The sequence below is a fragment of the Oceanirhabdus sp. W0125-5 genome (assembly GCF_027938815.1).
Classification (GTDB): Bacteria; Bacillota; Clostridia; order Clostridiales; family Clostridiaceae; genus Oceanirhabdus.
Genome location: NZ_CP115913.1, coordinates 391,518 through 416,993, shown reverse-complemented (window position 1 = coordinate 416,993; position 25,476 = coordinate 391,518). Strand labels below are relative to the sequence as shown.

Here is a 25,476-nt window from a genome sequence, read left to right as displayed (position 1 = left end):
TATTTTATCAAAGATAAAATGAGTAAACATATGTTGTCCAAAGAACGATAAGATGTAGATTTTCACCAAAGTGAAAATCATCCATCATTCTCAATTCTCAATTTTCAATTTTCAATTCTCAATTTGTTTTTTAAGGGTATACTTATGATATAATTAAAATTGGAAAAAATTTTTATGGTGGAGGAAATCTATGGATTATGATGTAGTTATATTAGGTGGAGGACTGACAGGTTGTGCTATAGCATATGAATTGTCAAAGTACAATTTAAATATTGCACTTATAGAAAAAAACTATGATATAGCGCATGATATATCTCATATCAATACATCTATTGTTTATAGTGGAGCGGAAAGTAATAATGGGGTAGTAAGTGAACTAGAGAGCATGGGGAATGATATGCTGGATGTGTTAGTTTCAAAATTTAATGTTCCATTTAAGCGTACTGGTACATTATACGTGGCTAGAAATGACGAAGAAGAGAAGAGAATACAAGAGATATATAATAGAGCTATAGATAGAGGAATTAAAGATGTTAAACTTCTAGATAAAGAATATGTGTATGCTATGGAACCAAACTTCAAAAAAGATATAAATAAAGCTTTATATATAAAAAAGACTGGAGTTATTAGTCCATTTGATCTTGCATTAGCATATGCTGAAATAGCTTTTGTTAACAATGTTAATTTTAAGCTTGAGGAAGAGGTAATAGATATAGAGAAACGTACACAAGGATTTAAGGTTATAACAAGCAAGAATAAGTTTAAGTGTAAACTGGTTATTAATACATTGAATAATTTTAGTTATACAATAGATAAATGTGAAAATACTAAGCCTACAAAAGAAGAACTTAAATTCTTTTTATTTGATAGTAAGTTTGATAAAAAGTATTCAAATATTATTTTAAGCATAGATGAGAATAATGATAAAGCATTTATTGTTCCAGCAAATAACAACAAGACAATAGGAGCTATGAAGACAAAAAGTAACATATATAACTTTGAACTTTTAGAGAAATTTTCAAAACTAATGGAAGGTGTTAAGTTTAAGGATGTTAAATCATTTTATGAATCAATGTATTATAGAGAAGATATTTTGATTGATGATAGTTCTATAGATAGTGGATATATAAAAATAAGAGGTAAGCATTATGGACTCGTAACTATGACACCTGCAATTGCCACAATAGTTTGCGAAACAGTTAGAAGTAATTTGAATTGTAAGCTAAAAAAAGAGTTTATAGACAAGAGAAGAGAATATTTTAAATTTAGTGATTTAACAGATGAAGAAAGAGAAACCATAATAAAGACTGATAAAAGATATGGAAAAATGATATGTTTGTGTAATTACATAACTGAGGGAGAAATTATTGATTCAATAAGGAGGCCTTTAGGTGCAAGAACTGTTGAAGGTGTAAAGAGAAGAACTGGTGCATCTTTTGGAAATTGTTATGGAGCTCAATGCTTAAATAAAATTGTAAATATATTGGCGAGAGAGACTAATAAAAAGATAACAGAGATAGTTAAAGAGTCAAAGAATTCTAGAATAATATTAAGCAGGATAAAAGAATTTGATGAGATGTAATGTTATGGAGGATTAATATGAATGGAATAGAGTATTTCACTTCAGTTGTTAGGGTGAAAGGGTCAAAAATAGCAACAGTTGTCCCAGTAAAAAGTAGTAAGCCTCTGGATAAAGAGTTATGGTTAAAATGTTCAAAAGCCTTAAGTATATTAAGAGTTGGACCACCAATAGAAGTTGGTGATGTTCTATGTAAAAATATATTAAATACTGGCTTTGATATTGTCAGTACAAAAAATATATTAGAATAGTTATTGACTAGAAAAAAATTAAGATGTAAAATAATAGCTAAAGAAACATTAGAAAACATATAATTTTTAAAACCTGTGAAGAGGCAAGTATTTTTATTTAGTGCTTTAGAGAGTCAGTGGTTGGTGAAAACTGATGCAATAGATAAGAAGAATCCACCTCTGAGGGACTGTGATGAGCAGTACGGCATAATGTCGTTATTTATAGAGTGGGTTGGTAAAACAACCAATTAGGGTGGTAACGCGGAGTCTTTCGTCCCTTTACAAGGGGGACGTGGGACTTTTTTTGTTGTCCAAAAAAATGATTATATAGCTAGGAGGATAAAAAATGTTAGATTTAAAAAGAATAAGAAATGAAGCAGAAGAAATAAAGAAAGCTATGGCTGGTAGAGGAGAGAGTTTTGATGTATCAGTTATAGATGAAATTATTGAACTTGACAGAAAAAGAAGAGAAATTCTTGTTACAGTAGAAGAAATGAAGAAAGAAAGAAATGAAAAATCAAAGATGGTACCTAAGATGAAGAAAGCTGGGGAAGATACTCAAGAACTAATGAGTTCTATGAAGGATTTATCTCAGAAAATAAAAGATTATGATGTTGAGTTAGGTGAAATTAATCAAAAGATTGAATATCTTATGTTAAGAATACCTAATGTTCCTAATGAAAATGTACCAGATGGAGATACTGATGATGATAATGTTGAAATAAGAGTATGGGGAGAGCCTAGAAAGTTTGATTTTGATATTAAAGCGCACTGGGATATAGGTACGGATTTAGACATACTTGATTTTGAAAGAGGTGGAAAGGTTACTGGATCAAGATTTACAGTATATAAGGGATTAGGAGCTAGACTTGAGAGATCTGTAATAAACTATTTCCTAAACACTCATACAGAGAAAAATGGATATAGAGAAGTATTACCTCCATACATGGTTAACAGAACTAGTATGACTGGAACAGGACAATTGCCTAAATTTGAAGAAGATGCCTTTAAAATAAAAGAAGATGATTATTTCTTAATTCCTACAGCAGAGGTACCTGTTACAAATATGCATAGAGATGAAATCATGGAGGGTGAAGAACTTCCAGTTAAGTATGCAGCATATAGTGCATGCTTTAGATCAGAAGCTGGATCAGCAGGAAGAGATACTAGGGGTTTAATTAGACAACATCAGTTTAATAAAGTTGAGTTAGTTAAATTCGTTAAACCAGAAGAGTCTTATAATGAGCTAGAGAAGCTTGTGCAAGATGCAGAATCAGTGCTTCAAGGGTTAGGATTACCTTATAGAGTAGTTAAGATTTGTAAAGGGGATTTAGGCTTTACAGCTGCATTTAAATACGATATAGAAGTATGGATGCCAAGTTACAATAAATACGTAGAAATATCAAGCTGCAGTAATTTTGAAGATTTCCAAGCAAGAAGAGCAAATATTAGATACAGAGAAGAATCAAATTCTAAACCAAAGTTTGTTCATACATTAAATGGATCAGGTTTAGCAATAGGTAGAACTGTTGCTGCATTGCTTGAAAATTATCAAAGAAAAGATGGAACAGTAGCTATTCCTGATGAATTAATCATGTATATGGGTGGAAGAGAATATATAAAATAATCTATCCATAGATTTTTTGAAGATATTTTTGTTTAAAAAGTCTAATGGAGAAACATTGCGACTTAAAAGATAACTTAGAAATTGAAAATGGAAAACGAAAAACGATGGAGGTTTTGCTCCGCAAAACTACATTTTATTGGTCTTTAGAACAAGAAGGCTTTACTCATTTTATCTAAAGATAAAATATTGTAATTTAAAATACAAGGTTTCATCCATGATGAAACGAGTAAACTATACTTGTCTAAGAAATAATATAATTAAGATTTCTCGAAGAGAAATATCCTGAGTTTTCCACTTTCAATTTTCCACTTTCAACTTGATTTTCTAAAGCACAATGCTTTCTTATTACACAGTAAAACATAATAAAAAAACTGAATATTACGAATAAAAGAAAGAACATAAAAATCTGTTGACACTTTATATATTCACTGCTATAATAAATCTTATCGCAGGAAATGTGGAGAGATGGTCGAGCTGGCTTAAGGCACCGGTCTTGAAAACCGGCGTGCGTGATGAGCGCACCGTGGGTTCAAATCCCACTCTCTCTGCCATTTTTTTTTATCTGGAGAAGTACTCAAGTGGCTGAAGAGGCTCCCCTGCTAAGGGAGTAGGGCGCGGAAGCGTCGCGCGGGTTCAAATCCCGCCTTCTCCGCCAAAAACACTCAACAATACGTTGGGTGTTTTTTTATATGAAAAGTTAAAGTATATTGGTAAGAAACTAGTATACTGACAATAAATAATTGATGTAGGTATATTTTTGAATAATTTCATAAAAAAAAAATAAAAAAATTGATAAAAAAGTATTGGATTTAATACAATAAGTTGATATAATAAATCTTGTCGCAGGAAATGTGGAGAGATGGTCGAGCTGGCTTAAGGCACCGGTCTTGAAAACCGGCGTGCGTGATGAGCGCACCGTGGGTTCAAATCCCACTCTCTCTGCCATTTTTTTTATCTGGAGAAGTACTCAAGTGGCTGAAGAGGCTCCCCTGCTAAGGGAGTAGGGCGCGGAAGCGTCGCGCGGGTTCAAATCCCGCCTTCTCCGCCAAAAACACTCAACAATACGTTGGGTGTTTTTTTATATGAAAAGTTAAAGTATATTGGTAAGAAACTAGTATACTGACAATAAATAATTGATGTAGGTATATTTTTGAATAATTTCATAAAAAAAATATAAAAAAATTGATAAAAAGGTATTGGATTTAATACGATAAGTTGTTATAATAAATCTTGTCGCAGGAAATGTGGAGAGATGGTCGAGCTGGCTTAAGGCACCGGTCTTGAAAACCGGCGTGCGTGATGAGCGCACCGTGGGTTCAAATCCCACTCTCTCTGCCATTTTTTTTTATCTGGAGAAGTACTCAAGTGGCTGAAGAGGCTCCCCTGCTAAGGGAGTAGGGCGTGTAAGCGTCGCGCGGGTTCAAATCCCGCCTTCTCCGCCAAAAAGCACTCAACAATATGTTGGGTGTTTTTTATTTATGTTTTATAAAATAACAGAACAATAAAAGTGTATATCATTTCTTTTTATGTTAATAAATTATTATAAAAATAATTAAAAAATAGTAAAAAAGTATTGACTTTATTTTAATAGGTTGTTATAATAAATCTTGTCGTTAGACGTGGAGAGATGGTCGAGCTGGCTTAAGGCACCGGTCTTGAAAACCGGCGTGCGTGATGAGCGCACCGTGGGTTCAAATCCCACTCTCTCTGCCATTTTTATTTTGGAGAAGTACTCAAGTGGCTGAAGAGGCTCCCCTGCTAAGGGAGTAGGGCGCGGAAGCGTCGCGCGGGTTCAAATCCCGCCTTCTCCGCCAAAACACTCAACAATATGTTGGGTGTTTTTTATTTTATATAATTAATTATTAAAGATATATATAAACTAAATTTTAAGGTATAAAAGATATAAAAGTAAATCTATAGACTATGAATAATAGATGTTATGATGTATAGAAAATATAAACAATACAAGCTATCAATAATAATATTAAAAAATATTGTAAATAATAAAACTATCATATTGTTTTCAATATTCAATTGAAAAAATATGTAGAATTTTATATAATTATCTCTAAAGGGTTAATTATTATTTACAATAGGGGGGTTTTATGGAGATAGGTGCGGCATTTTTACAAGCTAGTGAAGAAGTATTAAGTATGTTTGGAATGAAATTTGATAATATTAATAGGCATAATAATAATATATTATTTGAAAATATAGTTATTTCAATAGATTTAAAAAAAGATATACAAGGGAAAATAAATCTTATTTTAACGGAAACTATTGCACTTAAAATAATATCTGCTATGATGGGTGGAATGACTGTAGAATCTATAGATGATATAGGGAAGAGTGCTTTAGGAGAGCTTTTAAATATGATATCAGGTAATGCCTTGATGAAATTACCTAGTGGAAATGATATTGATATATCACCTCCTCAGATAACATTTGAGAAAGAGATTTCAATTAATGATGAATGTCATGAAATTTTGATTGATACTGAAAAAATGTATTTAGATATTGCTATTTAGTAGTATAAGAGCAATATAAATGAATATAAAATATATATTACTATTGATTTATACACGTATTTATGATAACATAATAAATGCGTTCATGCACTGGTAGCTCAGTTGGATAGAGTAGCTGGCTACGAACCAGTTGGTCGGGGGTTCGAATCCTCTCCAGTGTACCATAAACCCTAGAGTCAAGCGACTTTGGGGATTTTTTATTTTAATGATATATTGATTTTACCCCTGTTTTTACCCCTTATAAGATTTTTAAACATAAAAAAAGAGGGTTATCTTACCCCCATAGACCTATATAATTCATCTAATTTTGATACTGCTTTTACCTTCAAATCGTCTAAAACATGAGTATAAGTGTCAAGAGTGATGGAAATATTACTATGTCCTAGCAAGGTCTGTACTGTCTTTGGGTCTTCTCCTAATTCAAATAATCTAGTGGCGAATGTATGCCTCAAATCGTGGAATTTCCTATCTTGTAAGCCATTATCAAGGAGAATTTTCTTCAATCTTTTACGGACATTGCTACTATTTAAATACTTGCCATATTGATTACAGAAAATTAGCTTGTTATCTTGGTACAAATCACTCATTTTCAGTTTTAAAGCCTTTTGTGATAGCTTATGTTGTTTTAGCTGTTTTGCCAAATGTACTGGTATAGGAACATCTCGAATACTCTTATCAGTTTTAGGTGTTTGTATGATATCCTCATGTTTACCAGTTTCAATATTCTTTACACTTTTAAATGATTTATTTACAGTGATAGAATGATTTTTAAAATCTATATCATTCCATGTTAAAGCGAATAATTCGCCTTGTCTTAATCCAGTATCAAGAGCAGTAACAAATAACATTTCTAATTCATGTCCTTTAATAACCTCTATAAATTCCATTTGCTCCTGTAATGAGAATGGTTGAACCTTACTAACTTTAGTTAACTTTTTATTTTCTTCAACTCTAGGTAATATAATAGCCCTGGAGAAGTCTTTAAATAACATATTGTTATCATATGCGTATCTAATACTAGGAGCAATGATCTTGTGGACATTCTTTATAGATGCAATACTTTTACCCTTAGATACCAAGGTTTTATAATAGCCTTGTATATCAGATGCAGTTAAATCCTTTAACTTTATATCATATACGTCACTATCTTCAATATAATTTCTAAAAATACTATCATATCTTTCTTTTGTGGAAGGCTTTTTATTTATCATATGCGTATTATATAGCCAATCTTTTATAAGTGCCCCAAAATACTGTTTATTATCAGTGATGTTATTATCAAGTTCATTCCTTAATGTCTTAATTTTACCCTCTAATTCCTTAACTGTGGTTCCGTATAGGTCTTTGGGTGATTTTAGGTTTTTATGTCTAAATCTAAAGAAGTAATATTCTTTTCCATTCTTAACTTTTTTCTTATAGGTAGTTTTAGCCATAAAATATCAACTCCTTGTAATATAATTTGTGAGATACGCTCAATTTTGAGCATACCTATCTAAAAAAATATATCAGTCTAAGTTTTGCAAAAATTAGGGTACTTAGGGTACTGAAACCCCAAAAGCATTGATATTACTGGAATAGTACCGATACAGTACCGTAAATTTTTAGAGTACTTAGGGTACTGTATTTAAAAATTAATCAATTTTTTTACCCCTCTTAATAATTTCTTGAGCAATATCACCATTAATTATATTATCAACATCATCAATTATTTTCTTCCAGTTGCTTATTATATGACCTTTTTGGTCTGCCTTTCTGCAGATATATTCTGTAATTAATGTAATTTCATCATATGAGTTTAATTCTGGGTTATCTATATTTTTCTTTGGAATAACATGATATATGCTACCTTCATCATTTACATATGTAGTACTATCACCTATCTTATCAATGTTTAGCAATTCAGCAACAGGAATGTTAAGAGCAGCTGCTATTTTATTTAATTTATCTATAGGTGGAGTTATTTTATTAGCTTCATAGCCTTGAATTGTTCTAACTGAAACCCCTACTTTTTCAGATAGTTCTAGTTGAGTGATACCAGCCTTTTTTCTAAACTCTTTAATCTTAATAACCATAATTAAAAACCTCCTCTAATACATAATAGTTTACTACAACATCAATTAACACGCAATATAATTTCGTAAAAAACGCAAAAAAAAAGCTTGACACGCAATTTAAAAAGTATTAACATGTAATTACACGAAATATAAATAGTACAAATCATATCAATACTATTTATCATGAATGGTATTAAAACTAAATCATATCTAAAGAAATATATGGAGGGATTTAAATGCAAAATAACAATTCAATTTTGATAAGCCCAACACAGGCTATGAAGATTTTAGGAGTAGGTAGAAACATGATGTATGAAGATTTATTGAAAAGAAAAGATTTTCCGACTTTTCAAATAGGCAAGAAATATTTTGTAAATCGCGAGTTACTTCAAACTTGGGCGGATAAACAATGTAGTAAAAGAAAGTAGGTGTAAAGATGATAGGGTATTCATGTTACGAATGTGGTGTAGCAGTGCCAAAAGAACATTTTACTGCTGAAAATGGTGTAATTCTATGTGAAGAATGTTCACAAGGAGTGAAACCCTGCAGTGATAGAAAAAAATTTCTCATTACAGATTTAACAGAAGGATATTTTTATTTCTATAAACATGATTTATTTATTAAATCAAGAATAACAGGATTAAATCCTTTAGGTGAAGGATTAGAGCTGAAATTTGAGAATGGAGAAGTAAATATATGGGGGAATACATCTGTACAAGCTATAAGAAGACCCTCAAATATAATATGTGAATTTTACTGGTGCTTTATAGTTAAAAACACCTATGGTGATATCATTGGATACGTAGGGAAACCAAAGGAGGATTAAGTATGGTGAAGTTGGGAAAAAAATTCACATCCATAATTGAAAACAAGTTATTCCCAATGGTGCCATTAGTAAACTACAAGAAAGTTCCAGTAGTTTCATGGAGCAATGAGGACTATTGGGTCAAAAGTGAAGAGGAAGAAGTCCAAGCGATTGGACAAATAACAGGTTTTTCACTTATTTGTGGTAAACCAAGTAACATCATGGTTATAGATATTGACAAAAATCATGGAGATGGTTCAATAAATGGCTTTGATTCTTTTAATAAGTTAATTAAAGAACTATCAAAAGAGGATAAAGAAAGGGCACTAAACACTTTAGCAATTAAAACACCAAGAGGTGGGATGCACTTATATTTTAAATATAAAGAAGGTTTGAAGAGTAAAGCTAATTATGTTCCTGGTGTAGATATAAAAACAGATGGTGGGTTAATTGTACTACCTAATAGTAAAGTTAGGATTAATGGAGAAGTTAAACAATACATAGCTAATTCAAATGTAATTCATGAAATGCCACAAGTTTTATTTGATAAATTGATTGAGTTAGATAAAGTAACCATTATAGACAAGCCTTCAAAGAAGAAAAAAGAGAGTTACAAGACGAAAGATATATTCAAAGCTAATAAATATTATAAGCCAATTAAAGAGGGAGAGGGCAGAGATAACACCTTGATTAGTTGGTTAGGATATATGATTAAAAACAATCCTACTATGCGAAAAAAAGAAATGTTGTTACCTCAAGCTATCATGTATAACGATTGTTGGTTCAAGCCACCATTACAAATTGAAGAGGTAGAGAAAAAAGTTGATAGTGTTCTCAAGTATGCTTTACCTTCTTACTGTGATGAAAAAGGTAAGATTAATAACTGGGCATTAGTTCAGCACATAATCAAAGAGCAACCAAGCTATACTAAGGGGAATTTATGGTTCCTATATGATAATGAAAAAGGTTTTTATAGGTATATGGAATTTAAAGAGGTGCAAAAAATGTTTTTCCAATATGCTATGGACGATAAAGATAAGACAGTTACGAAGTCGAAGAACTTTGCGGATCTATTAATGTTAAATAGTGAGGATGCAAGAAAAAATCATGATGAAAAGAAATATATCAACTGCTTAAATGGAATTATAGATATTCAAAATAATGAACTTATGCCACATGAGTCCCAATATAAAACAGAAGTACAGTTCCAAGCAAATTATATTGAGCAATGGGAAGATAAGTTTAACAACTCAGAATTTAAAAAATATCTAACTACTACATTAGATGATGGAAGCATAATAACGTTACAGGAATCTTGGGGGTTGATGTTATCCCCACACTCTAGAGAGGTTCAGAATTGTTTTATATACAAGGGTGAAGGAAGTAACGGAAAGTCGTTAGCCTTTGATATACAAGAAGCTTTGATAGGTGATAATAGGCATATTTGTGGTATAGGATTAGGCGACTTTGGTGGAGATTTTACAATATCAGTCGCAGAGGGGAAGCATGTAAATATAGTTCGTGATGATGAATTAAGTGGTAAAACAGTTAACAAGTTTTTTAAATCAATGGTATGTGGTGAGCCAGTAACAGTTAATAGAAAAAATAAAGATTTAGTTAGATTAGGATTTAATATGACTATGTTCTTTGGTTTAAATAGGCTACCTAGTGCATCTGATAAGTCTACAGGATTTTTTAGAAGACCAATAATTATTCCTTTTAATATTTCCTTTGGTAGTGAAAAAGAAGTAAAAGAGGGCACTAGAGATATGTTAAAAGATACTGGACTTGCACAGAGAATAATTGATAATGAGTTAGATATTGTATTTATGTGGGCTTATGAAGGGCTCAAAAGAGTTAAAGCTAACAAGTGGAAAGTAACAGTAAGTGAAGCGGCAGAGCAGGAAATGGAAGAGTACAGAGAAGAGGTTGACAGTGCTTATGCTTTCTTTAAAGAAAAAGTATCCTTAGTACCAAAACAAGGTAAAAGAGTTCCTAAAGGTGATGTTTATAGAGCATATGAAAGTTGGTGTTTTTTCAACAATATTATGTCAATGAATCCAACCCATTTTGGAAGGCAATTATTAAGTTTTGGAGTAAAACAAAAAAAGAGTAATAGTGTTGGATATTATCTTGATATTGAAATTACAGATATGAAAGAAATGAAAAGCGAAGCTTTTGTATTTAAATAAAAAAAAAGCTCATTCCAAAAGGAACAAACTACAACATCGCAATTTTAGTTTATCCTATTGAGGTGGGAAAGTCAAGGAGGAAACTAAAGAAATGAATAACGAAATGAATAACAAATTAACAGAAAGATACTACATATTAAAAGGTATGTTTGCAGAATTAAAAGAGAAAATGGAAGAGGAAAAACTTGATTTTATGAGTTTAGGATTATCTCATGGGGTAATACATTTTGATGATTTTAAGTTTAAAATTCACTCTAAAGAATTAGAGGAGATAAACGTAGAGTTACGTCTTGAAGGTAAGGAGGTCGGATATGTAAATGTTGAAAAAGATGATTTATTTCAGTTTGATTTTGAGGAAGTAGCAGTTGATTTTGTGGCTTTGGAAGAAAATTAAAATTATTAGAAAGTGAGGAAAATTTAAATGGAAGATATAACCAACAATGCAAATGAGCAATACGAATTTGATTATAAGGCTGAATATGAAAAGCTAATAGCAGAACAGAGCAGAACAAAAGTAATTGAAGGGTTTAAAGGAGCAGTATCAAATAAAGGATTATTCATAAATGAAGATAAATTTTCACAGTTATGTGGTGAATATGATGAAAAAACCTTAGAGAGTTTCACAGAAATAATCAATGCAGTCGAAAAAAACACTCTTAAAGGGCGAACACCAGCGAGTGGAGAATCGTCACCAATGAAAAAAGAGATTAAAAAGTCATCATTTAACGATTATATAAACAATAAATAAGGAGGTCATAATATATGGCAGATACAACATTATTAAAAGATAATTTAGTGGGTTCAGTGCCTACAGAGGTTTCAAATGAATTGATAAAGTCTATAGTTAAACAGTCAACGGCTTTTACGGTATGTAGACATGTTCCTATGACAAGTGATAAAAAAATATTACCTGTTCTTACTGATACAGGTTCAGCATACTGGACCGGAGAAGGTGAAAAAATAGGTACAAGCGTTATGGCGTTTGACTACCCACAGTTAACGGCTCAAAAATTAGCTGTTATAATTCCAACTACTAAAGAGAAGTTATCAGATTCAGCATTAAATGTTTTAGGAGAAATCAAAGAAGGTATTGCAGATGCTTTTACAAGAGCAATAGATTCAGCCGTATTCTTTGGTAATGCTTCACCGTTTACTAAAAATATAGTAGACGTCGCTGAAGGTAATAAAATAGTTGGCACTGGAAAAATAGATATGGATATAAGTGGAGCTATGGGAAAAGTTGAAGATAGTGATTATACTGTTAACTCTATTATTACTCATAATGGAATGAAGAAAGTTTTTAGAGAATTAAGGGACAGCAATAATAATGCGATAGTTTTACCAGGAGGTGCAAGTGGAACACAAATTTATAATACTACTATTCATATACCACAATCTAGAGCATGGGATAAAACAAAAGCAGAAGTATTATTAGGTGATTTTACTAAAGCAATTATTGGGACTAGGGAAAATATCGAGTATGAGATTTTAAAAGAGGCTACAATCGGAGAATTAAATTTAGCAGAACAGGATTTAATAGCCGTAAAGTGTACTATGAGGTTTGGATTTAATATTGTGGATAATAAAGCTTTTTCAAAGGTTACTCCAAAGGTATAAAGGATAGTATGGGTTCGACTTTATGTTGAACCTTTTTCAATTTCATGAAGGGGGAAAATTTATGTTAACAGATAAACAAAGAGCATTTTGTAAATATTATTTAAAGACTGGAAACGCTACGGAGGCGTATTTAAAAGCTTATAAATGCACTTCTAAAACTGCGAATAGTAACGGGTGTAAGTTATTAAGTAATGATAAAATAAAGGCTTATATTGAAGAATTAGAGCGTACTGGAGGATTTGAAGAGGCTACAGAAAAAGAAATTAGAGAGTTTTTTACCTGTACAATGAGAGATAAAAAAGCACCTTTAAATTTAAGAATGAAAGCAGCTGAGATATTAGGAAAGAATTTTGGTCTAACTGTAGAGCAAAAGCCACAACAAAAAGAAATGAAAATTGTATTTAATAAACAGGGTGAAGGTGTAATGGATGAATAATCATTAAGTCACACTTCACAAATTTGTGAAACGAGGATTATTTCACGCTCCACAAATAAATGGGACGTGGATCCTAACTACTCCATAAAAAAATGGAAGCGAAATTTTTCGTACACCAAAAAAGACGAGTGAGAAAAAGGAGGCTTTAAAGATGAATAAACATACCAACACACTTATATTTGAAGACTTTGAGAAAACAATACTACCAGTGTATAGAAAATACTTAGAAACTAAGGAAAGGATTAATGTTTTTTATGGTGGAGCTGGAAGTGGTAAGTCAAAATTTGTAGTTCAAAAGATGTGTTATAAGTTACTCAAGAGCAAAAGAAAATGCTTAGTAATTAGAAAAGTAGGAAGAACTATCAGAGAATCAATATTTGCAGAGTTTAAAACACAATTAGGAGATATGGGTATTTATAAGTATTGCAATATTAACAAAACTGATATGACCATAGAGTTGCCAAATGGGAGTATATTCATATTTAAGGGATTAGATGATAGGGAGAAAATAAAATCTATAGAGGGTATTGATGATATAATAATAGAAGAGGCTACAGAATTAAATGAGGGTGATTTTACTCAATTGAATTTGAGAATGAGAAGTAAAAAAGAGAATCAGCAGATTCATATAATGTTTAATCCAGTATCAAAAGTAAATTGGGTATATAAAACATTCTTTGAGAAGAAATTCAAAGGAGCATTGATTGTAAAAACTACTTATAGAGATAATAAATATCTACCTAAAAGTTATATTCAGAGCATAGAGAATCTAAAAGAAACTAATTATGCAATGTGGGATATATACGCTAATGGTAAATTTTCATCATTGGACAAGAGGGTATTTACTAACTGGGAAGTATTGGAGTTTGATGTTGAAGAAGTAAGAAGGCAAGAATGTGAGCCAATAGCTAAGAAACTAGGTTTAAATGTAGTTAGTTTAATGAATCCATATGATAACCCAATATTAAAAAAGAACTTAACTAGAACGTATCACTTTGGTTTAGATTTTGGATATACTAATGACCCTAGTGCATTTGTTGCTTTTCTAGTTGATAAGAAACAAAGGATTATATGGATATATGATGAATTTTACAGGACAGGGATGCTAAATAAAGATATTTATGATTTGATTTCATATAAAGGTTATTCAAAAGAAAGAATAATTGCAGACAGTGCAGAACCTAAGTCAATTGAGGAATTAAGAAGATTAGGGCTCAGAAGGATAAAGTCAGCACGTAAAGGCAAAGATTCAATAATACATGGTATTCAGTACCTACAAGGCTATAAGATATATATACATCCTAAATGTGTTAATACTATCATGGAGTTTGAAAATTATACTTGGCAGAAGGATAAGAAAACAGATGAGTATATAAACAAGCCTATAGATGATTATTGCCATATTATTGATGCTTTAAGATATGGAGCAGAAGGTGTACGGTTAGGAAAGTCAATTGAATTACTTCAAGCAAAATAAAAATGAATGTAGGTTTCCTCAGAAATGGGGAGGCTTTTTTCTCGTTTGATTTTAAAATCATGTGTGGGATAGTCATTGAAATACAGTACCCTAAGTACCCTAAAGTACTCTAAAAAAGTTACGGTACTTTTGGTCATAATCCTTGATAGAAGAAGGTTTTGACTTATAAAGTACTCTAAGTACCCTAAATATTGATATTTTTAAAATAGTATTGTTTTATATTTGCATATTGCATATTTCGTAAAATATTTATGAGTGATTAAGAGCATTTATTGTTTAGATTGAATATTGAGTTTTGCCCCTCTTTTTACCCTTTATAGCTTAAAACAAATGGGAGTAAACTAACATGGTATAAAAAACAGAATGGCTATATAGGCGATTTTAGAAGTTATTTAAAACAATATAAAATGACTTTAATCGACCCAGTTGGTCGGGGGTTCGAATCCTCTCCAGTGTACCAAAAAAGTCCGTAATCTTGATGATTACGGACTTTTTTTATGTTGTTATTATCACCTCACCAATACCCTAAGCATCAACACAATCATACTCATAAAGCTTATTCTCCTCAATAATACTAATTAACTTTGAAGGATACTCATGATCACTGCAGTACCCACATTCATAAAGTTGTACACAAGCCTCTTTATATGTATTGGCATTAAGGAATGGTATATATCTTATGGTGTTAGTCATAATCCATGCATAATCATAAAAGCTATCTTTATAACTGTTGTATTTTTTTAACCGACATACTGTTGGACCGGGAACTCCATCAAACCATTCATGGGTTATAGCTATTTCATAATCAAAATCACAGCCTTTGTGCCATATTAAATTAAAGACATTGTTTCCAGTGCGGTGACGTAGCCAATCTGATTCAAGTATAGCTTGAGAGAGGGTTACTGAAGGAAGTAGATTATATTCTTTATGGAGAATTTTTGCATAAGGAACTATCAAAGAGATTATTTCTGATTTATTAAACATAATATTCGCCTGCCTTTCTAAAAGGATATATGCAGAGGAATATGAAAATTAAAAACATAATAGAAAATTATGGATAATTAAAAGGAAAATTGAGAAAAGAGAAGAAAATACGAATAAATCAAGCACGTACGTTCGTTTAAAATGAAATATATTCCCATATAAGTATTGATAAAATTTTACAAAAGGTATAAAATAAAAACAGGTGTTCGTAAAAGGTTTTTGGTAAACCCAATTAATATATAGATTAAGGTTAAAGGGAGGAATATAATGAAGGTAATAGAAAAGATTAAGGATTACAGAAATTTAAGAGCTGAAATTGATAGACTAAAAATTGAATTAGAGGAGCTTCAAGATGCTAGTTTGAAAGCTGTTCAATATAGAGAAAAATTATCCCCTACAAATAAGATAACATCAGCAGTTGAGGAGCAGGTTATTAAAACTGAGAAAAAAATAAGTGAGATTAAATGTACAATTAGATGTAAAGAAAGAGAATTAAGAAAGATTGATAATGCCCTTACAGTATTAGATGAGAGAGAAGTAGATGTTTTAAAGTTGAAATACATAGAGGGAAAGTCATGGGAAACAGTATGCTATAAACTTGATAGGTCCTATTCAAGAGCTAAGCAAATTGAGCGTAAAGCATTAGAAAAGATAGGCCATTTAATATAAATAATATAGATAATTAATAAACACGGTGTGTTGCATAAAAGCGATACATCGTATTTTTTTAAAAATTTTTATAAGTTTTTGTAGGTACTGCATATATCCTTATGAAAGCGCAACACAGGAAGCCTTTCAAATAAAATTTAGAGGAGGAATTTATTATGGCAGTAACAAACACAAGAGTAGACAGTGATTTAATCGTAGGAGTTAAGACTGGAACAAAATCATCAGGAGCTGATGAAATTAAAAATTTCAAATTCTCAAAGGTTAAGATTGATGCAGCAGATGATGCTATTTATGCAGTAGGTTCAAAAATAGCATCTGTAATACCTTATCCAGTAAAGTACATCCAGAGAGTTAATGACAATCTTTTGCTTAGTGAATAATATCAGTAAATCAAAACAAGTGGACAGACTATTTCTAGCGTATTTATTAAAAAAGCAATCAGAATAAAAGGAGTGAAAAATTATGAAAAAATTAAGTATGAAATTCGTAACTACAAGTGATGATATTACAACACTAACTATCAACGAGGTTAGAGAGGATATAACAGATGAGCAGGTAAATTCTCTAATGGATGAGATAATTACACAAGATGTATTCTATTCATCAGGTGGATCCCTTGTTAAGAAAAAGAGCGCAAAGGTTATTGATGTAACAGAAGCTGATGTTGAAATTGCATAGGTAGCCAAAAAAGACTGGAAAGCATTCCAGTCTTTTTTATATATTATTATGTTTATAAACCAAAATGTTCACGGACTAATTTAAACTGTTCATCAATACTCAAATCAGGTGTTCTTTCAATTGTTTTGATTCCATTCTTAATACAGGCATTCTTTATTTCTTCAGAAAACTTTACTAGAGACTTATTACCGTGTTTGATTGTTTCTTCAGGGTCAGTTGTATTTTCTCTAATGCAATCTAGTATCATCTTATGGTCATCCCTAAAATAATATAGTCGTTCTATCTCTTCTTTGGAGGTGAAAAGACAAATCATTCGTTCTTTAGGAATGAAGGGTAAGATATATTCTGGCATTATTCCTAAATCTATAATAATTGGTTTATTATCGGGAAGTTTTAATAAGTCAATTATGAAGAATTCCATCATTTCCTTTGAAACGTCAAGTAACCACTGACAATGTACATCTACCGGTCTATTAAACCACTTGTTCCAATCCAAATTAGGATTAGGATATTGAAGAGCATTATGTTCAATATGGCAAGAATGTGGCCTGTACCTTAAGATATCATCAGCTAGTGTTTGGCAGCCTAAATCTTTAATCAACTTTTTTGTCATAGTACTTTTTCCAGCACACGGACCTCCGTTTAACCAATAAACATGCTTTAATTGATCTTTAAGATAATTATCATTTATTTTCATAAAAGACCTCCATTAATTTACTAATTTCTTACAAAAATATTATAGCATTGAACAGCACATAAATATGAGTATAAAATAGCTATAATTATTCTTTACCCTTATATATTCCTCTTTATAATCAAAGTAAGGACACAGAATAATAAATACTAAAAAAATTATAGGTTAATTATAGATTAATTATAGATTTGTTCTAAGATAATTAAAATTAATTGGTATATACTTATATCAATGTTGTGGAGGAGGTTAAAAAGGATGTTGAAGATATTAAGGAATATCTGAGGAGATGATAGTGTGAAGATTATTGAAAGCAACTTAAAGTTTAATAAGAAACTTGATAAGAGTATACATGCAAAGAATGATAGGAATCATGTTGATATTTTTGGATTACAGAAATACATGAATAGAAATGGATTCACTGATTATGAAAATAAAAGACTTGTTGAGGACGGAATTTTAGGAAAGAGAACTCAAAGTGCTTTTGAAAAACTATGCAGATATATAAAAGATGAGAATATAAAAAGATAAAAAGATAAAAAGATAAGGGATGTATTAGATGAGTAATTTATCTTATTTTATATGGGAATGTAGATTTATTATAGTCTAAAAGGTCTGTAGATAGATTTGTGTGATTGTGGAAATACAAATCTATCTACAATATATAAAATAAGATTTATATATTTCACATAAATCTTAGTCCGGTTAATTAAGAGAATGTTATTTCTTCAACTGACTTACAAATATAACGTTCAACGCAAGACTTGTCATGCATATTATTAAGTGAATGACTTCCGTTTGCTATTAGTTTAAGAATTGGCTTAGAATTAAATTTGTATGTTCTATTTAAATATTCAAATATATTAATTGATTGTTCATAAGGAATTACTTCATCGCATTTACCGTGTAATAAAAATATTTTAGTAGATATATCTTCTTCTTTTGAGTATGCTTCCATATCAGAGTGATTTATATCACTTTCAGAAATGTGTCTCTTAACTGTTTCTTTAACAAGATTAGAACCACTTTCATATAAAGACCACGGTGTATAAAAGGAAGCGTATGTAATTAATCCTGTCCAATCATTAGGACTTCTATTCCATGCTTTTAGTGCTAAATAAGCACCGTAGCTCTCACCTATTAAAATTACATTTTTATGAGTTATTTTTTTTCGTAAAAACAATATTTCATCCAGATCTTTTAATCCCCACTTATTTTCGTGTTTATTATAATCTATGGTTCCACACTGTGAACTTCCAAAATAATTGGGGTAGATTACACAAAAATTGTTTTTTTGAAATTGTGAAAACATTTCATTATATTTGGGCAACCAATGAATTGCGGGACCTCCGTGCAAATAAATTATATACCCATTTATTTTAGTATAATCATGTGGGGGATATTCAATATAATTCATTTTATGTCCATTGACCTCTATATATTTCTTTTTAGGTGTTTTAATCTCAAAGTTATCTTGAGGATAGCTATAGCTAGCTATAATTTTCTTCTTTGATAGATCATATATACTAACAACTAGTGCAGAATGGATGCTATTTCCTAGTATTACTATAGTATTATCAAAGTTTTTTACCATATATATCAATTGATCATGTATTATTTCATGGATGTGTCCAGTATCTAATTCATAAATATTTAGTTTACAGGTTAGAGCTTGTTCTACTTGGTAAATAAGAAGACCTTTATCATATATATAATCTTCAATGTTAAAAGTATCAATACTATCACACACAGTAATGTTTGAAATTTCATTATCTTTCTGTAGAAAGACAGTTTTTTCTCCTAACACATCTGAAGCAACTATATTCATATGTCGTTTTGCATCAAAGGCATAACAGAAATCATTGCTGTTTTGGTTAAAGCTAATACTTTCAACTTGATTCCAATTTTGATCATATACTATACTTTTGTGATTATTGGTTTGTAATGAAATTCCCTGGGTAAGAATGAAATTACCTTCTATCTCTTTAATATACGTCATATAGTATTTATCATTTTCACTAAAAATAGATAGAACAGGTGTTTCGCAGTTTAAAATATATACTCCGGATACTTCACCTAGTACTGAAATATATAAAGTTTTGCCTATTTGTTCTGAATAAATATTTTTAACTTTTTCTTTTAAATAATTATATATTATCTCTTTTCGTTCTTTTTTGTCATATTTGTATATTCGTATTCCATTATCAAAAGACTGACCTACAATTATATAATAATCGTCATAGTCATACATTCCTATAGGATTACAATCCAATATTGGGTTCTCTAATTTATATAAAGTTTCTTTTCCTGTTTTTATATTAATATCAACGATTTCTGTAAATGTTGTAGAAAATTTAATTGCTAACACTTTATTTTTATATATATCGACATTAATAGGGTAATATTTAAATTTAAATAGTTCGTAGTTAAATTTAATATTCATTTTGATTAACAATAACTCTACTTTGTTTAGTTAATAATTCAGTTTCATCTATAATAAATAAGCGTTTAGCAATCTTTTTATCAACTCTATTCAAAGCTTGAATTACCCCTATAGTTCCTACACCATAATCATAAACATCAGATATTTTTGTTTCATTAGGAAATCTAATACTGTTGTTCTTTCCATAGAAAAATTGTTCAGAAACAAATGTAGCAATTTTTTTTGCAGCTTTATAAAAACTAATATCGCCTGTTATCTGGTAAGCATCCATTAAAAACTCTATACTACTAGAATTTCCATGGCACTGACAAGGAGATTGATACAACATTCGATCTATTAATATTTGAGGAACTTTATTTAAAATTTCTGTTATTTTTTTATTTTTCTCGAATTGATTAATTCTAACTAATGCTAAGGAAATACCAGCTAAACCATTACACCAAGAAATTGATATTTTATTATCTTTTGATTTAAATAAGTTTTCACAAAAGTCTATAATTAAATCCACTTTATTAAGTGCATATTCTTTATAGCAATCATTATTATTAATAAGAGAAGCTATATATGTTACATATGCTATACCAGCATATCCATGGGCAAAACCATGAGTATTTATTTTTTCAATATGATTAGCATGAACTGTTTTTAAATCTTCTTTTTGGTTAACAATAGTATTTATTCCTTCCATTGCTTTATTATAGTGTATTGTATCACCTGTAGATAACCAGAGTTTCAATTCAGTATATGCACGACCAGCTTCACCTAATGCAAAATCTAAACAATCATTATTGCTAGGTATATCTGATAATATTCTACTATAGTTTATAATCTCATCATCCTTTAAATGCATACCTAAATCATACATAAACCAAGAAATGCCGTGACTTCCAAACAAGAAACTTGTTCCATTTTCTTCGTCTTTTATGCAATTCATAAAATCCTTTATATTTTCTTTTATATATTTTGAAATAATGAGAAGAGTTTTTTGGGCAAATTCATTATTTTTATTATTGTTTTTAATATATTCAATAAGGAACTGTCCAACACCTGCTATTCCATGTTGAATATTAAATCCGTTTATTGTATCACCAAATTCTGTACATTTCCATAAACGTTTTTCATGAGTATGATATGCAATTTCACATTGTTTATAAAAACTTTCAATTGCACTATCAACGATGTATGAGAAGGAAGCATTTTTCATAGCTTCTTTATTTTCAAGCAATAAGTAATTATAACTACTATTTATTTTATTATTAATGATATCTATTATTAATTGATATTCTTCATTCTTTAAATCTCCATTATTAACTAGAATTTCAATATATCCAACTAGTTTAGACATTACTTTGCGCTCACCGGGTAATCCCTTCATTAAATCATGATTAAAATATGGAATAGTACCCAGCATTAATGAAATTATAGTAATGATTGTTGCAAACCAATCATTACGCAAATCCAGATTTTTAAAATCAAATTCCGGATTATAAAACCCATCTGTTCCAACAAAATATGCATTTTGATTGGAATTAACTAAACAAACTGTTTCTAAATCAATAAACTTTATGTTCAAATCTCTAGTAATTATAAAATTATTTGGTTTTAAATCTCTTAGTATATACCCATTATCATGAAATAATTGAACATAATTGATTAATTTATGAACCAATTTAATCTTTTCATTATAATTACTCATGTGATTGGATTGAGCATATTTCAACATAGTATCACCAATGACTTTTTCCTCAACCATGTAGCATTTATTACCACAATTGAACAATTCATATACTTCTGGAACACATCCAGTATTCTGCATTATTTTTAGAATGTTATATTCATTTTTTAATGTTTCGTGCAAATCTGAACTTTTTGAACCTATACAAACATAAGGATTGGATTCCTTAATAATTACTTCCTTTCCTGTAGATCTTACTTTAGCTAAATATACATTACCTTTATTAGCTCTACTAAGTATTGATAAAAATTCAAACTCATTTATCTTTTTAATCTCTTGCTCTGATAGATTTAATGTATTACTAAATATATTATTAATATTATCAAATGGATCTTTAACCCAATCTGGTTTCTGATACCAAGGGTTTCTTTCATCCTCTACTAATTCTCCTTTATTATTTTTGATACAATGTATTATTTTATTTTTTTCCGTATCATATTTTGTCATTTTTATAAAAGCTCCATATCTGAAATGTACTAATCCATTTATTCCACATTGGAAATCAGTATGAATTCGTGGACCTTTAAAATTTTTAAGTGCATCATATAATTCATAAATACATTCTTTGAATTTATTCTCGCTTGAAGGATAGAATGTTATATATTTATTTGCTCCTGACACTGGAAAATGAACGTCATTAATTACTGATAAAAGATTTGAGCTTTTGACTATTTTAAAGGAACATTGATTCTTAACTAATATTGGTATAGCTATATCAGCAATTTTCATAGCATCACGTAAAATTACAGATATATGACCTTTCCAACCTTGAAAGGGTAATTTATTATTTTTAGGGGATGACATTAACCACGGATTTTCATCAATAATATTCCAAGTTTCAGGTATTAATGAATATATTTTCTCCGTTAATATGTCTTTTTCATCAAATCTATTTAGTATATTTTGAAAATATAATTCTTTCATAAGACTCTCCTAATTTTATTTTATAATCACAATAATATTATCAAACTTATCTAATTAACCCTTAGAGATTATTAGAATATTTATAAAATTGTAGTGATTTAAAAAAATTGAGTACATGACTATTATGTACTTTTTTCATGTTCAGCTATTTCAGCAACTTATAACTCCCACCGATTTTTTCGGTGGGAGTTCAATTTCTATTGTATTACAATTAACTCATGTAATATATTCTATTTTAATACTTGAATCAATTAAAAAACTAGTACATATCACTATAGTTTAAATCACTGTCTGTATTAACCATAGTATGTGGTTATGTCAAAGTGCATGAGTAGTGATATAGAGTAACATCATATTGATTAGCACTCATAAGTATAAGTTTTTGTAATTAACCAAGAGTTGTTATCAATTTTTTATAATTAATTAAGTTGATCTGTTGAAGGTTCTTCTTTTACAGAAGTAATAGAGCATGTGTGACCACATGTATATCCACATAAATCAACATCTTGTACTGCGTTATTCATAACTGTAAGTTTTTGTAATTCATCAAGATTTCTTATCATTTTTTTCATAATTAATCATCCTTTTCTTAAATATTTTGTATTAATTATTTTGTATTAATTATTTTGTATTAATTATTTTTTGAATCAAACTATTAACTAATTAAGTTGATCCTTTGTAGGTTCTTGTTTTACAGAAGTAATAGAGCATGTGTGACCACATGTATATCCACATAAATCAACATCTTGTACTGCATTATTCATAACTGTAAGTTTTTGTAATTGATCAAGATTTCTTATCATTTTTTTCATAATTAATCATCCTTTTCTTAAATATTTTGTGTTAATTATTTTATTGAATCAAACTATTAACTAATTAAGTTGATCTGTTGAAGGTTCTTCTTTTACAGAAGTAATAGAGCATGTGTGACCACATGTATATCCACATAAATCAACATCTTGTACTGCATTATTCATAACTGTAAGTTTTTGTAATTCATCAAGATTTCTTATCATTTTTTTCATAATTAATCATCCTTTTCTTAAATATTTTGTGTTAATTATTTTTTGAATCAAACTATTAACTAATTAAGTTGATCTGTTGAAGGTTCTTCTTTTACAGAAGTAATGGAACATGTATGACCACATGTGTATCCACATAAATCAACATCTTGTACTGCGTTATTCAAAACTGTAAGTTTTTGTAATTCATCAAGATTTTTAATTATTTTCTTCATCACTAACCCTCCTTTCCAAAAATATTTATGAAAAACTTCTTATTTTATAAAAGGTTTTAATAAATATTTTTACTTAAAAACATAGTAATTTAATCTTATGGAATCAATACTGCATGTCCAATAATAAGTATATTAAAATAGAATACTGGTATAATAAGTAAATTTATAGAATTTAATATGAATGAATTATCAATAAAAAAATTTACTTAATAAACAATAGTATTACCATTAAAGTAAAATAGTGTAATTACACTTGACTATTAAAATATACCATTAATTTTCTCAAAAAACAGTCGAAGGGTAGTGTCGAATTGGTATTTTATTCAATAAAAGGGATATTTTTATTTTATTTTTTTTGACATTGAAGGTATTTTGAGTTTATTAATAAAAATATATGTAAAAAATATATTTTATAGAAAATATAGACAATTAATTGTATATATTGTAAAATAAAGTAAAGCTTTTATGGAACAGTATTGTACTATTTTTTTTGAACTAAAAGGAGGAGTAAATGAAAATTGTTTACTTAAATCAAAAATGGAGAATTGCTGATATGATGTATGCACTGGATATGTCATTCAATAACAATTACAGAGATAAACAAGAATCTTATGATTTGGAAGTAAATCAAGATATATTAAGTGACTTAAATGAACTAAGCAAGACATTAGACAAAAATAAAAAGTCATTAAAACTATTTTGTGATAAAGATAATACCTTTAGAATATTACCTTGTATCTTTGAAAGGCTTTTAAATGTTGACTCTGTTGATGAGATAGAAAGTTTTTTAAGTAATATGAGTATAGATGAAGTGAAATTTAGAGTTATAGCAACATTGTATACCGAAACTTATGAAGATCAGGAATATGTAAAAAAACATCAGATAGAAGAATTACTTTCAGATAATATAAAATTATTTAAGTTTATAAATAAATTAAATACTGAATCAGATTTAAAATTAATGTTATATGAATTCATGATTAGCTCAGAACAATACTTACAAGAGTTCTTAGAAGTTATTAATATCTTTATACCTAAATATAAAGATATTATAAAAAAATATGAAGAAAAGATAAAAGTATTTAATACTAAAATGGAAAACAATCTAAATGAAAAAGGGGTAGAATTTTTAAGACATATAAAAAAAGATATTATTGATATTAAATCATATAAAAAAGTATATATAATACCATCAATATTTAATATGGGGATAGATTATAGCATATATGATAAAGATATTCTTTTGAATATAGGATTTTCTTGTGAAAAATTCATAAATAAACGTAATGATAAAGAAATATTGGAAGAAAAATTAATTATACTAAAAATATTAAGCGACCCAATCAAATATAAAATATTGAACTATTTAAAGCATAAGGATTTGTATGGAAAGGAAATAGGTGAAAAAATAAATTTAAGTAAAAATACTGTTTCATATCATATGAATCACTTAATATGTATGAATTTAGTTAACATTAAAAAGACAGGAAGAAAAATATATTACACATTAAACAAAGACAACTTAAACGAAGCACTAAATTATATAAAACAGCAATTTCAATAAAGGAGA

Annotated in this window: 27 protein-coding genes, 9 tRNA genes and 1 other annotated feature; of the genes, 26 read left to right on the top strand and 10 right to left on the bottom strand. The window is 29.3% G+C overall.

Features of this window, described 5'->3' with window-relative positions; all coding sequences use genetic code 11:
- Positions 1–190 precede the first annotated feature (190 nt).
- The 13 genes from OW730_RS02015 (at position 191) to OW730_RS01955 (ending at position 6,128) form a co-directional block, all read left to right on the top strand.
- Complete coding sequence (locus OW730_RS02015; protein WP_271227447.1) at positions 191–1,582, top strand: NAD(P)/FAD-dependent oxidoreductase; 1,392 nt, start codon at positions 191–193, stop codon at positions 1,580–1,582.
- A 17-nt stretch (positions 1,583–1,599) separates the two neighbouring features.
- Positions 1,600–1,830 carry a DUF1667 domain-containing protein gene (locus tag OW730_RS02010; RefSeq protein ID WP_271227446.1) on the top strand — a complete coding sequence of 77 codons (231 nt, stop codon included), beginning with the start codon at positions 1,600–1,602 and terminating at the stop codon, positions 1,828–1,830.
- Positions 1,831–1,896: 66 nt separating this feature from the next.
- Positions 1,897–2,091, top strand: a binding site (T-box leader).
- A 64-nt stretch (positions 2,092–2,155) separates the two neighbouring features.
- Positions 2,156–3,436: a serine--tRNA ligase gene (gene serS, locus OW730_RS02005; protein WP_271227445.1), complete on the top strand. Its 1,281-nt coding sequence runs from the start codon at positions 2,156–2,158 to the stop codon at positions 3,434–3,436.
- Between the two features lie 459 nt (positions 3,437–3,895).
- A tRNA-Ser gene (locus OW730_RS02000) sits at positions 3,896–3,987 on the top strand.
- 13 nt (positions 3,988–4,000) lie between these two features.
- Positions 4,001–4,091, top strand: a tRNA-Ser gene (locus OW730_RS01995).
- 198 nt (positions 4,092–4,289) lie between these two features.
- Positions 4,290–4,381: transfer RNA gene (locus OW730_RS01990), tRNA-Ser, on the top strand.
- Positions 4,382–4,393: 12 nt separating this feature from the next.
- Positions 4,394–4,484: transfer RNA gene (locus OW730_RS01985), tRNA-Ser, on the top strand.
- A gap of 198 nt (positions 4,485–4,682) precedes the next feature.
- A tRNA-Ser gene (locus tag OW730_RS01980) sits at positions 4,683–4,774 on the top strand.
- A 13-nt stretch (positions 4,775–4,787) separates the two neighbouring features.
- Positions 4,788–4,878, top strand: a tRNA-Ser gene (locus OW730_RS01975).
- Positions 4,879–5,057: 179 nt separating this feature from the next.
- Positions 5,058–5,149 (top strand) — tRNA-Ser (locus tag OW730_RS01970).
- Positions 5,150–5,159: 10 nt separating this feature from the next.
- Positions 5,160–5,250: transfer RNA gene (locus OW730_RS01965), tRNA-Ser, on the top strand.
- A gap of 291 nt (positions 5,251–5,541) precedes the next feature.
- Positions 5,542–5,964: a chemotaxis protein CheX gene (locus OW730_RS01960; protein WP_271227444.1), complete on the top strand. Its 423-nt coding sequence runs from the start codon at positions 5,542–5,544 to the stop codon at positions 5,962–5,964.
- Between the two features lie 87 nt (positions 5,965–6,051).
- Positions 6,052–6,128 (top strand) — tRNA-Arg (locus OW730_RS01955).
- A gap of 105 nt (positions 6,129–6,233) precedes the next feature.
- Here OW730_RS01955 and OW730_RS01950 read toward each other — a convergent pair.
- Together OW730_RS01950 and OW730_RS01945 are read right to left on the bottom strand one after the other, a co-directional pair.
- Positions 6,234–7,397 carry a tyrosine-type recombinase/integrase gene (locus tag OW730_RS01950; protein WP_271227443.1) on the bottom strand — a complete coding sequence of 388 codons (1,164 nt, stop codon included), beginning with the start codon at positions 7,395–7,397 and terminating at the stop codon, positions 6,234–6,236.
- A 198-nt stretch (positions 7,398–7,595) separates the two neighbouring features.
- On the bottom strand, positions 7,596–8,036 hold the full coding sequence (locus tag OW730_RS01945; RefSeq protein WP_271227442.1) for a helix-turn-helix domain-containing protein: 441 nt from the start codon (positions 8,034–8,036) through the stop codon (positions 7,596–7,598).
- A 218-nt stretch (positions 8,037–8,254) separates the two neighbouring features.
- Here OW730_RS01945 and OW730_RS01940 point away from each other — a divergent pair, with 218 nt between their 5' ends.
- The 8 genes from OW730_RS01940 to OW730_RS01905 all read left to right on the top strand — a co-directional run bounded on the left by OW730_RS01940 (position 8,255) and on the right by OW730_RS01905 (position 14,545).
- Entirely contained in the window at positions 8,255–8,446 is a 192-nt protein-coding gene (locus OW730_RS01940; protein ID WP_271227441.1) for a helix-turn-helix transcriptional regulator, read from the top strand.
- 8 nt (positions 8,447–8,454) lie between these two features.
- The gene (locus tag OW730_RS01935) at positions 8,455–8,844 is read left to right on the top strand and encodes a hypothetical protein (RefSeq protein WP_271227440.1); all 390 of its coding nucleotides are present in this window, start codon (positions 8,455–8,457) and stop codon (positions 8,842–8,844) included.
- Between the two features lie 2 nt (positions 8,845–8,846).
- Positions 8,847–11,015, top strand: a complete 2,169-nt coding sequence (locus OW730_RS01930; protein WP_271227439.1) for a phage/plasmid primase, P4 family — start codon at positions 8,847–8,849, stop codon at positions 11,013–11,015.
- 91 nt (positions 11,016–11,106) lie between these two features.
- Complete coding sequence (locus OW730_RS01925; RefSeq protein ID WP_271227438.1) at positions 11,107–11,409, top strand: hypothetical protein; 303 nt, start codon at positions 11,107–11,109, stop codon at positions 11,407–11,409.
- Between the two features lie 27 nt (positions 11,410–11,436).
- Complete coding sequence (locus OW730_RS01920; protein WP_271227437.1) at positions 11,437–11,763, top strand: hypothetical protein; 327 nt, start codon at positions 11,437–11,439, stop codon at positions 11,761–11,763.
- 14 nt (positions 11,764–11,777) lie between these two features.
- Positions 11,778–12,632 (top strand): phage major capsid protein, encoded by an 855-nt coding sequence (locus tag OW730_RS01915; RefSeq protein ID WP_271227436.1) that lies wholly within the window; start codon positions 11,778–11,780, stop codon positions 12,630–12,632.
- A gap of 61 nt (positions 12,633–12,693) precedes the next feature.
- Positions 12,694–13,068: a terminase small subunit gene (locus OW730_RS01910; protein WP_271227435.1), complete on the top strand. Its 375-nt coding sequence runs from the start codon at positions 12,694–12,696 to the stop codon at positions 13,066–13,068.
- Between the two features lie 151 nt (positions 13,069–13,219).
- On the top strand, positions 13,220–14,545 hold the full coding sequence (locus tag OW730_RS01905; RefSeq protein ID WP_271227434.1) for a PBSX family phage terminase large subunit: 1,326 nt from the start codon (positions 13,220–13,222) through the stop codon (positions 14,543–14,545).
- A gap of 525 nt (positions 14,546–15,070) precedes the next feature.
- Here the strand turns inward: OW730_RS01905 and OW730_RS01900 are convergent.
- The gene (locus OW730_RS01900) at positions 15,071–15,529 is read right to left on the bottom strand and encodes a glycoside hydrolase family 73 protein (RefSeq protein ID WP_271227433.1); all 459 of its coding nucleotides are present in this window, start codon (positions 15,527–15,529) and stop codon (positions 15,071–15,073) included.
- 267 nt (positions 15,530–15,796) lie between these two features.
- Here OW730_RS01900 and OW730_RS01895 point away from each other — a divergent pair, with 267 nt between their 5' ends.
- From OW730_RS01895 to OW730_RS01885, 3 genes are all read left to right on the top strand, one after another.
- Positions 15,797–16,198, top strand: a complete 402-nt coding sequence (locus OW730_RS01895) for a sigma factor-like helix-turn-helix DNA-binding protein (protein ID WP_271227432.1) — start codon at positions 15,797–15,799, stop codon at positions 16,196–16,198.
- A gap of 155 nt (positions 16,199–16,353) precedes the next feature.
- Positions 16,354–16,578: a DUF1659 domain-containing protein gene (locus OW730_RS01890; protein ID WP_271227431.1), complete on the top strand. Its 225-nt coding sequence runs from the start codon at positions 16,354–16,356 to the stop codon at positions 16,576–16,578.
- 82 nt (positions 16,579–16,660) lie between these two features.
- Entirely contained in the window at positions 16,661–16,876 is a 216-nt protein-coding gene (locus OW730_RS01885) for a DUF2922 domain-containing protein (RefSeq protein WP_271227430.1), read from the top strand.
- Between the two features lie 52 nt (positions 16,877–16,928).
- Here OW730_RS01885 and OW730_RS01880 read toward each other — a convergent pair whose 3' ends face one another.
- Entirely contained in the window at positions 16,929–17,573 is a 645-nt protein-coding gene (locus OW730_RS01880) for a hypothetical protein (protein ID WP_271227429.1), read from the bottom strand.
- A gap of 291 nt (positions 17,574–17,864) precedes the next feature.
- Here OW730_RS01880 and OW730_RS01875 point away from each other — a divergent pair, with 291 nt between their 5' ends.
- A complete protein-coding gene (locus OW730_RS01875; RefSeq protein WP_271227428.1) occupies positions 17,865–18,098 on the top strand; it encodes a hypothetical protein in 234 nt (77 codons plus the stop codon).
- A 178-nt stretch (positions 18,099–18,276) separates the two neighbouring features.
- Here the strand turns inward: OW730_RS01875 and OW730_RS01870 are convergent, their stop codons facing one another.
- From OW730_RS01870 to OW730_RS01845, 6 genes are all read right to left on the bottom strand, one after another.
- On the bottom strand, positions 18,277–20,010 hold the full coding sequence (locus OW730_RS01870; protein ID WP_271227427.1) for an alpha/beta hydrolase family protein: 1,734 nt from the start codon (positions 20,008–20,010) through the stop codon (positions 18,277–18,279).
- The gene (locus OW730_RS01865) at positions 20,000–22,669 is read right to left on the bottom strand and encodes a class III lanthionine synthetase LanKC N-terminal domain-containing protein (RefSeq protein WP_271227426.1); all 2,670 of its coding nucleotides are present in this window, start codon (positions 22,667–22,669) and stop codon (positions 20,000–20,002) included. Before OW730_RS01865 ends, OW730_RS01870 begins: the two co-directional genes overlap by 11 nt.
- 419 nt (positions 22,670–23,088) lie before the next feature.
- On the bottom strand, positions 23,089–23,241 hold the full coding sequence (locus tag OW730_RS01860) for a hypothetical protein (protein ID WP_271227424.1): 153 nt from the start codon (positions 23,239–23,241) through the stop codon (positions 23,089–23,091).
- A gap of 87 nt (positions 23,242–23,328) precedes the next feature.
- Positions 23,329–23,481 (bottom strand): hypothetical protein, encoded by a 153-nt coding sequence (locus OW730_RS01855; RefSeq protein WP_271227425.1) that lies wholly within the window; start codon positions 23,479–23,481, stop codon positions 23,329–23,331.
- A gap of 60 nt (positions 23,482–23,541) precedes the next feature.
- Positions 23,542–23,694: a hypothetical protein gene (locus OW730_RS01850; protein ID WP_271227424.1), complete on the bottom strand. Its 153-nt coding sequence runs from the start codon at positions 23,692–23,694 to the stop codon at positions 23,542–23,544.
- Between the two features lie 59 nt (positions 23,695–23,753).
- Positions 23,754–23,906 (bottom strand): hypothetical protein, encoded by a 153-nt coding sequence (locus tag OW730_RS01845; protein WP_271227423.1) that lies wholly within the window; start codon positions 23,904–23,906, stop codon positions 23,754–23,756.
- Positions 23,907–24,417: 511 nt separating this feature from the next.
- Between OW730_RS01845 and OW730_RS01840 the strand changes: the two genes are divergently transcribed.
- Positions 24,418–25,470, top strand: coding sequence for an ArsR/SmtB family transcription factor (locus OW730_RS01840; RefSeq protein WP_271227422.1), 1,053 nt, complete (start codon positions 24,418–24,420; stop codon positions 25,468–25,470).
- Positions 25,471–25,476 lie beyond the last annotated feature (6 nt).

Coding starts and splice junctions, on each gene's coding strand:
- OW730_RS01905 (WP_271227434.1), top strand. CDS start 13,220: ATGAATAAACATACCAACACACTTATATTTGAAGACTTTGAGAAAACA.
- OW730_RS01845 (WP_271227423.1), bottom strand. CDS start 23,906: ATGAAGAAAATAATTAAAAATCTTGATGAATTACAAAAACTTACAGTT.
- OW730_RS01840 (WP_271227422.1), top strand. CDS start 24,418: ATGAAAATTGTTTACTTAAATCAAAAATGGAGAATTGCTGATATGATG.
- OW730_RS01850 (WP_271227424.1), bottom strand. CDS start 23,694: ATGAAAAAAATGATAAGAAATCTTGATGAATTACAAAAACTTACAGTT.
- OW730_RS01920 (WP_271227437.1), top strand. CDS start 11,437: ATGGAAGATATAACCAACAATGCAAATGAGCAATACGAATTTGATTAT.
- OW730_RS01895 (WP_271227432.1), top strand. CDS start 15,797: ATGAAGGTAATAGAAAAGATTAAGGATTACAGAAATTTAAGAGCTGAA.
- OW730_RS01925 (WP_271227438.1), top strand. CDS start 11,107: ATGAATAACGAAATGAATAACAAATTAACAGAAAGATACTACATATTA.
- OW730_RS01880 (WP_271227429.1), bottom strand. CDS start 17,573: ATGAAAATAAATGATAATTATCTTAAAGATCAATTAAAGCATGTTTAT.
- OW730_RS01945 (WP_271227442.1), bottom strand. CDS start 8,036: ATGGTTATTAAGATTAAAGAGTTTAGAAAAAAGGCTGGTATCACTCAA.
- OW730_RS01900 (WP_271227433.1), bottom strand. CDS start 15,529: ATGTTTAATAAATCAGAAATAATCTCTTTGATAGTTCCTTATGCAAAA.
- OW730_RS01855 (WP_271227425.1), bottom strand. CDS start 23,481: ATGAAAAAAATGATAAGAAATCTTGATCAATTACAAAAACTTACAGTT.
- OW730_RS01870 (WP_271227427.1), bottom strand. CDS start 20,010: ATGAATATTAAATTTAACTACGAACTATTTAAATTTAAATATTACCCT.
- OW730_RS01860 (WP_271227424.1), bottom strand. CDS start 23,241: ATGAAAAAAATGATAAGAAATCTTGATGAATTACAAAAACTTACAGTT.
- OW730_RS02010 (WP_271227446.1), top strand. CDS start 1,600: ATGAATGGAATAGAGTATTTCACTTCAGTTGTTAGGGTGAAAGGGTCA.
- OW730_RS01890 (WP_271227431.1), top strand. CDS start 16,354: ATGGCAGTAACAAACACAAGAGTAGACAGTGATTTAATCGTAGGAGTT.
- OW730_RS01930 (WP_271227439.1), top strand. CDS start 8,847: ATGGTGAAGTTGGGAAAAAAATTCACATCCATAATTGAAAACAAGTTA.
- serS (WP_271227445.1), top strand. CDS start 2,156: ATGTTAGATTTAAAAAGAATAAGAAATGAAGCAGAAGAAATAAAGAAA.
- OW730_RS01865 (WP_271227426.1), bottom strand. CDS start 22,669: ATGAAAGAATTATATTTTCAAAATATACTAAATAGATTTGATGAAAAA.
- OW730_RS01910 (WP_271227435.1), top strand. CDS start 12,694: ATGTTAACAGATAAACAAAGAGCATTTTGTAAATATTATTTAAAGACT.
- OW730_RS02015 (WP_271227447.1), top strand. CDS start 191: ATGGATTATGATGTAGTTATATTAGGTGGAGGACTGACAGGTTGTGCT.
- OW730_RS01935 (WP_271227440.1), top strand. CDS start 8,455: ATGATAGGGTATTCATGTTACGAATGTGGTGTAGCAGTGCCAAAAGAA.
- OW730_RS01960 (WP_271227444.1), top strand. CDS start 5,542: ATGGAGATAGGTGCGGCATTTTTACAAGCTAGTGAAGAAGTATTAAGT.
- OW730_RS01940 (WP_271227441.1), top strand. CDS start 8,255: ATGCAAAATAACAATTCAATTTTGATAAGCCCAACACAGGCTATGAAG.
- OW730_RS01885 (WP_271227430.1), top strand. CDS start 16,661: ATGAAAAAATTAAGTATGAAATTCGTAACTACAAGTGATGATATTACA.
- OW730_RS01950 (WP_271227443.1), bottom strand. CDS start 7,397: ATGGCTAAAACTACCTATAAGAAAAAAGTTAAGAATGGAAAAGAATAT.
- OW730_RS01915 (WP_271227436.1), top strand. CDS start 11,778: ATGGCAGATACAACATTATTAAAAGATAATTTAGTGGGTTCAGTGCCT.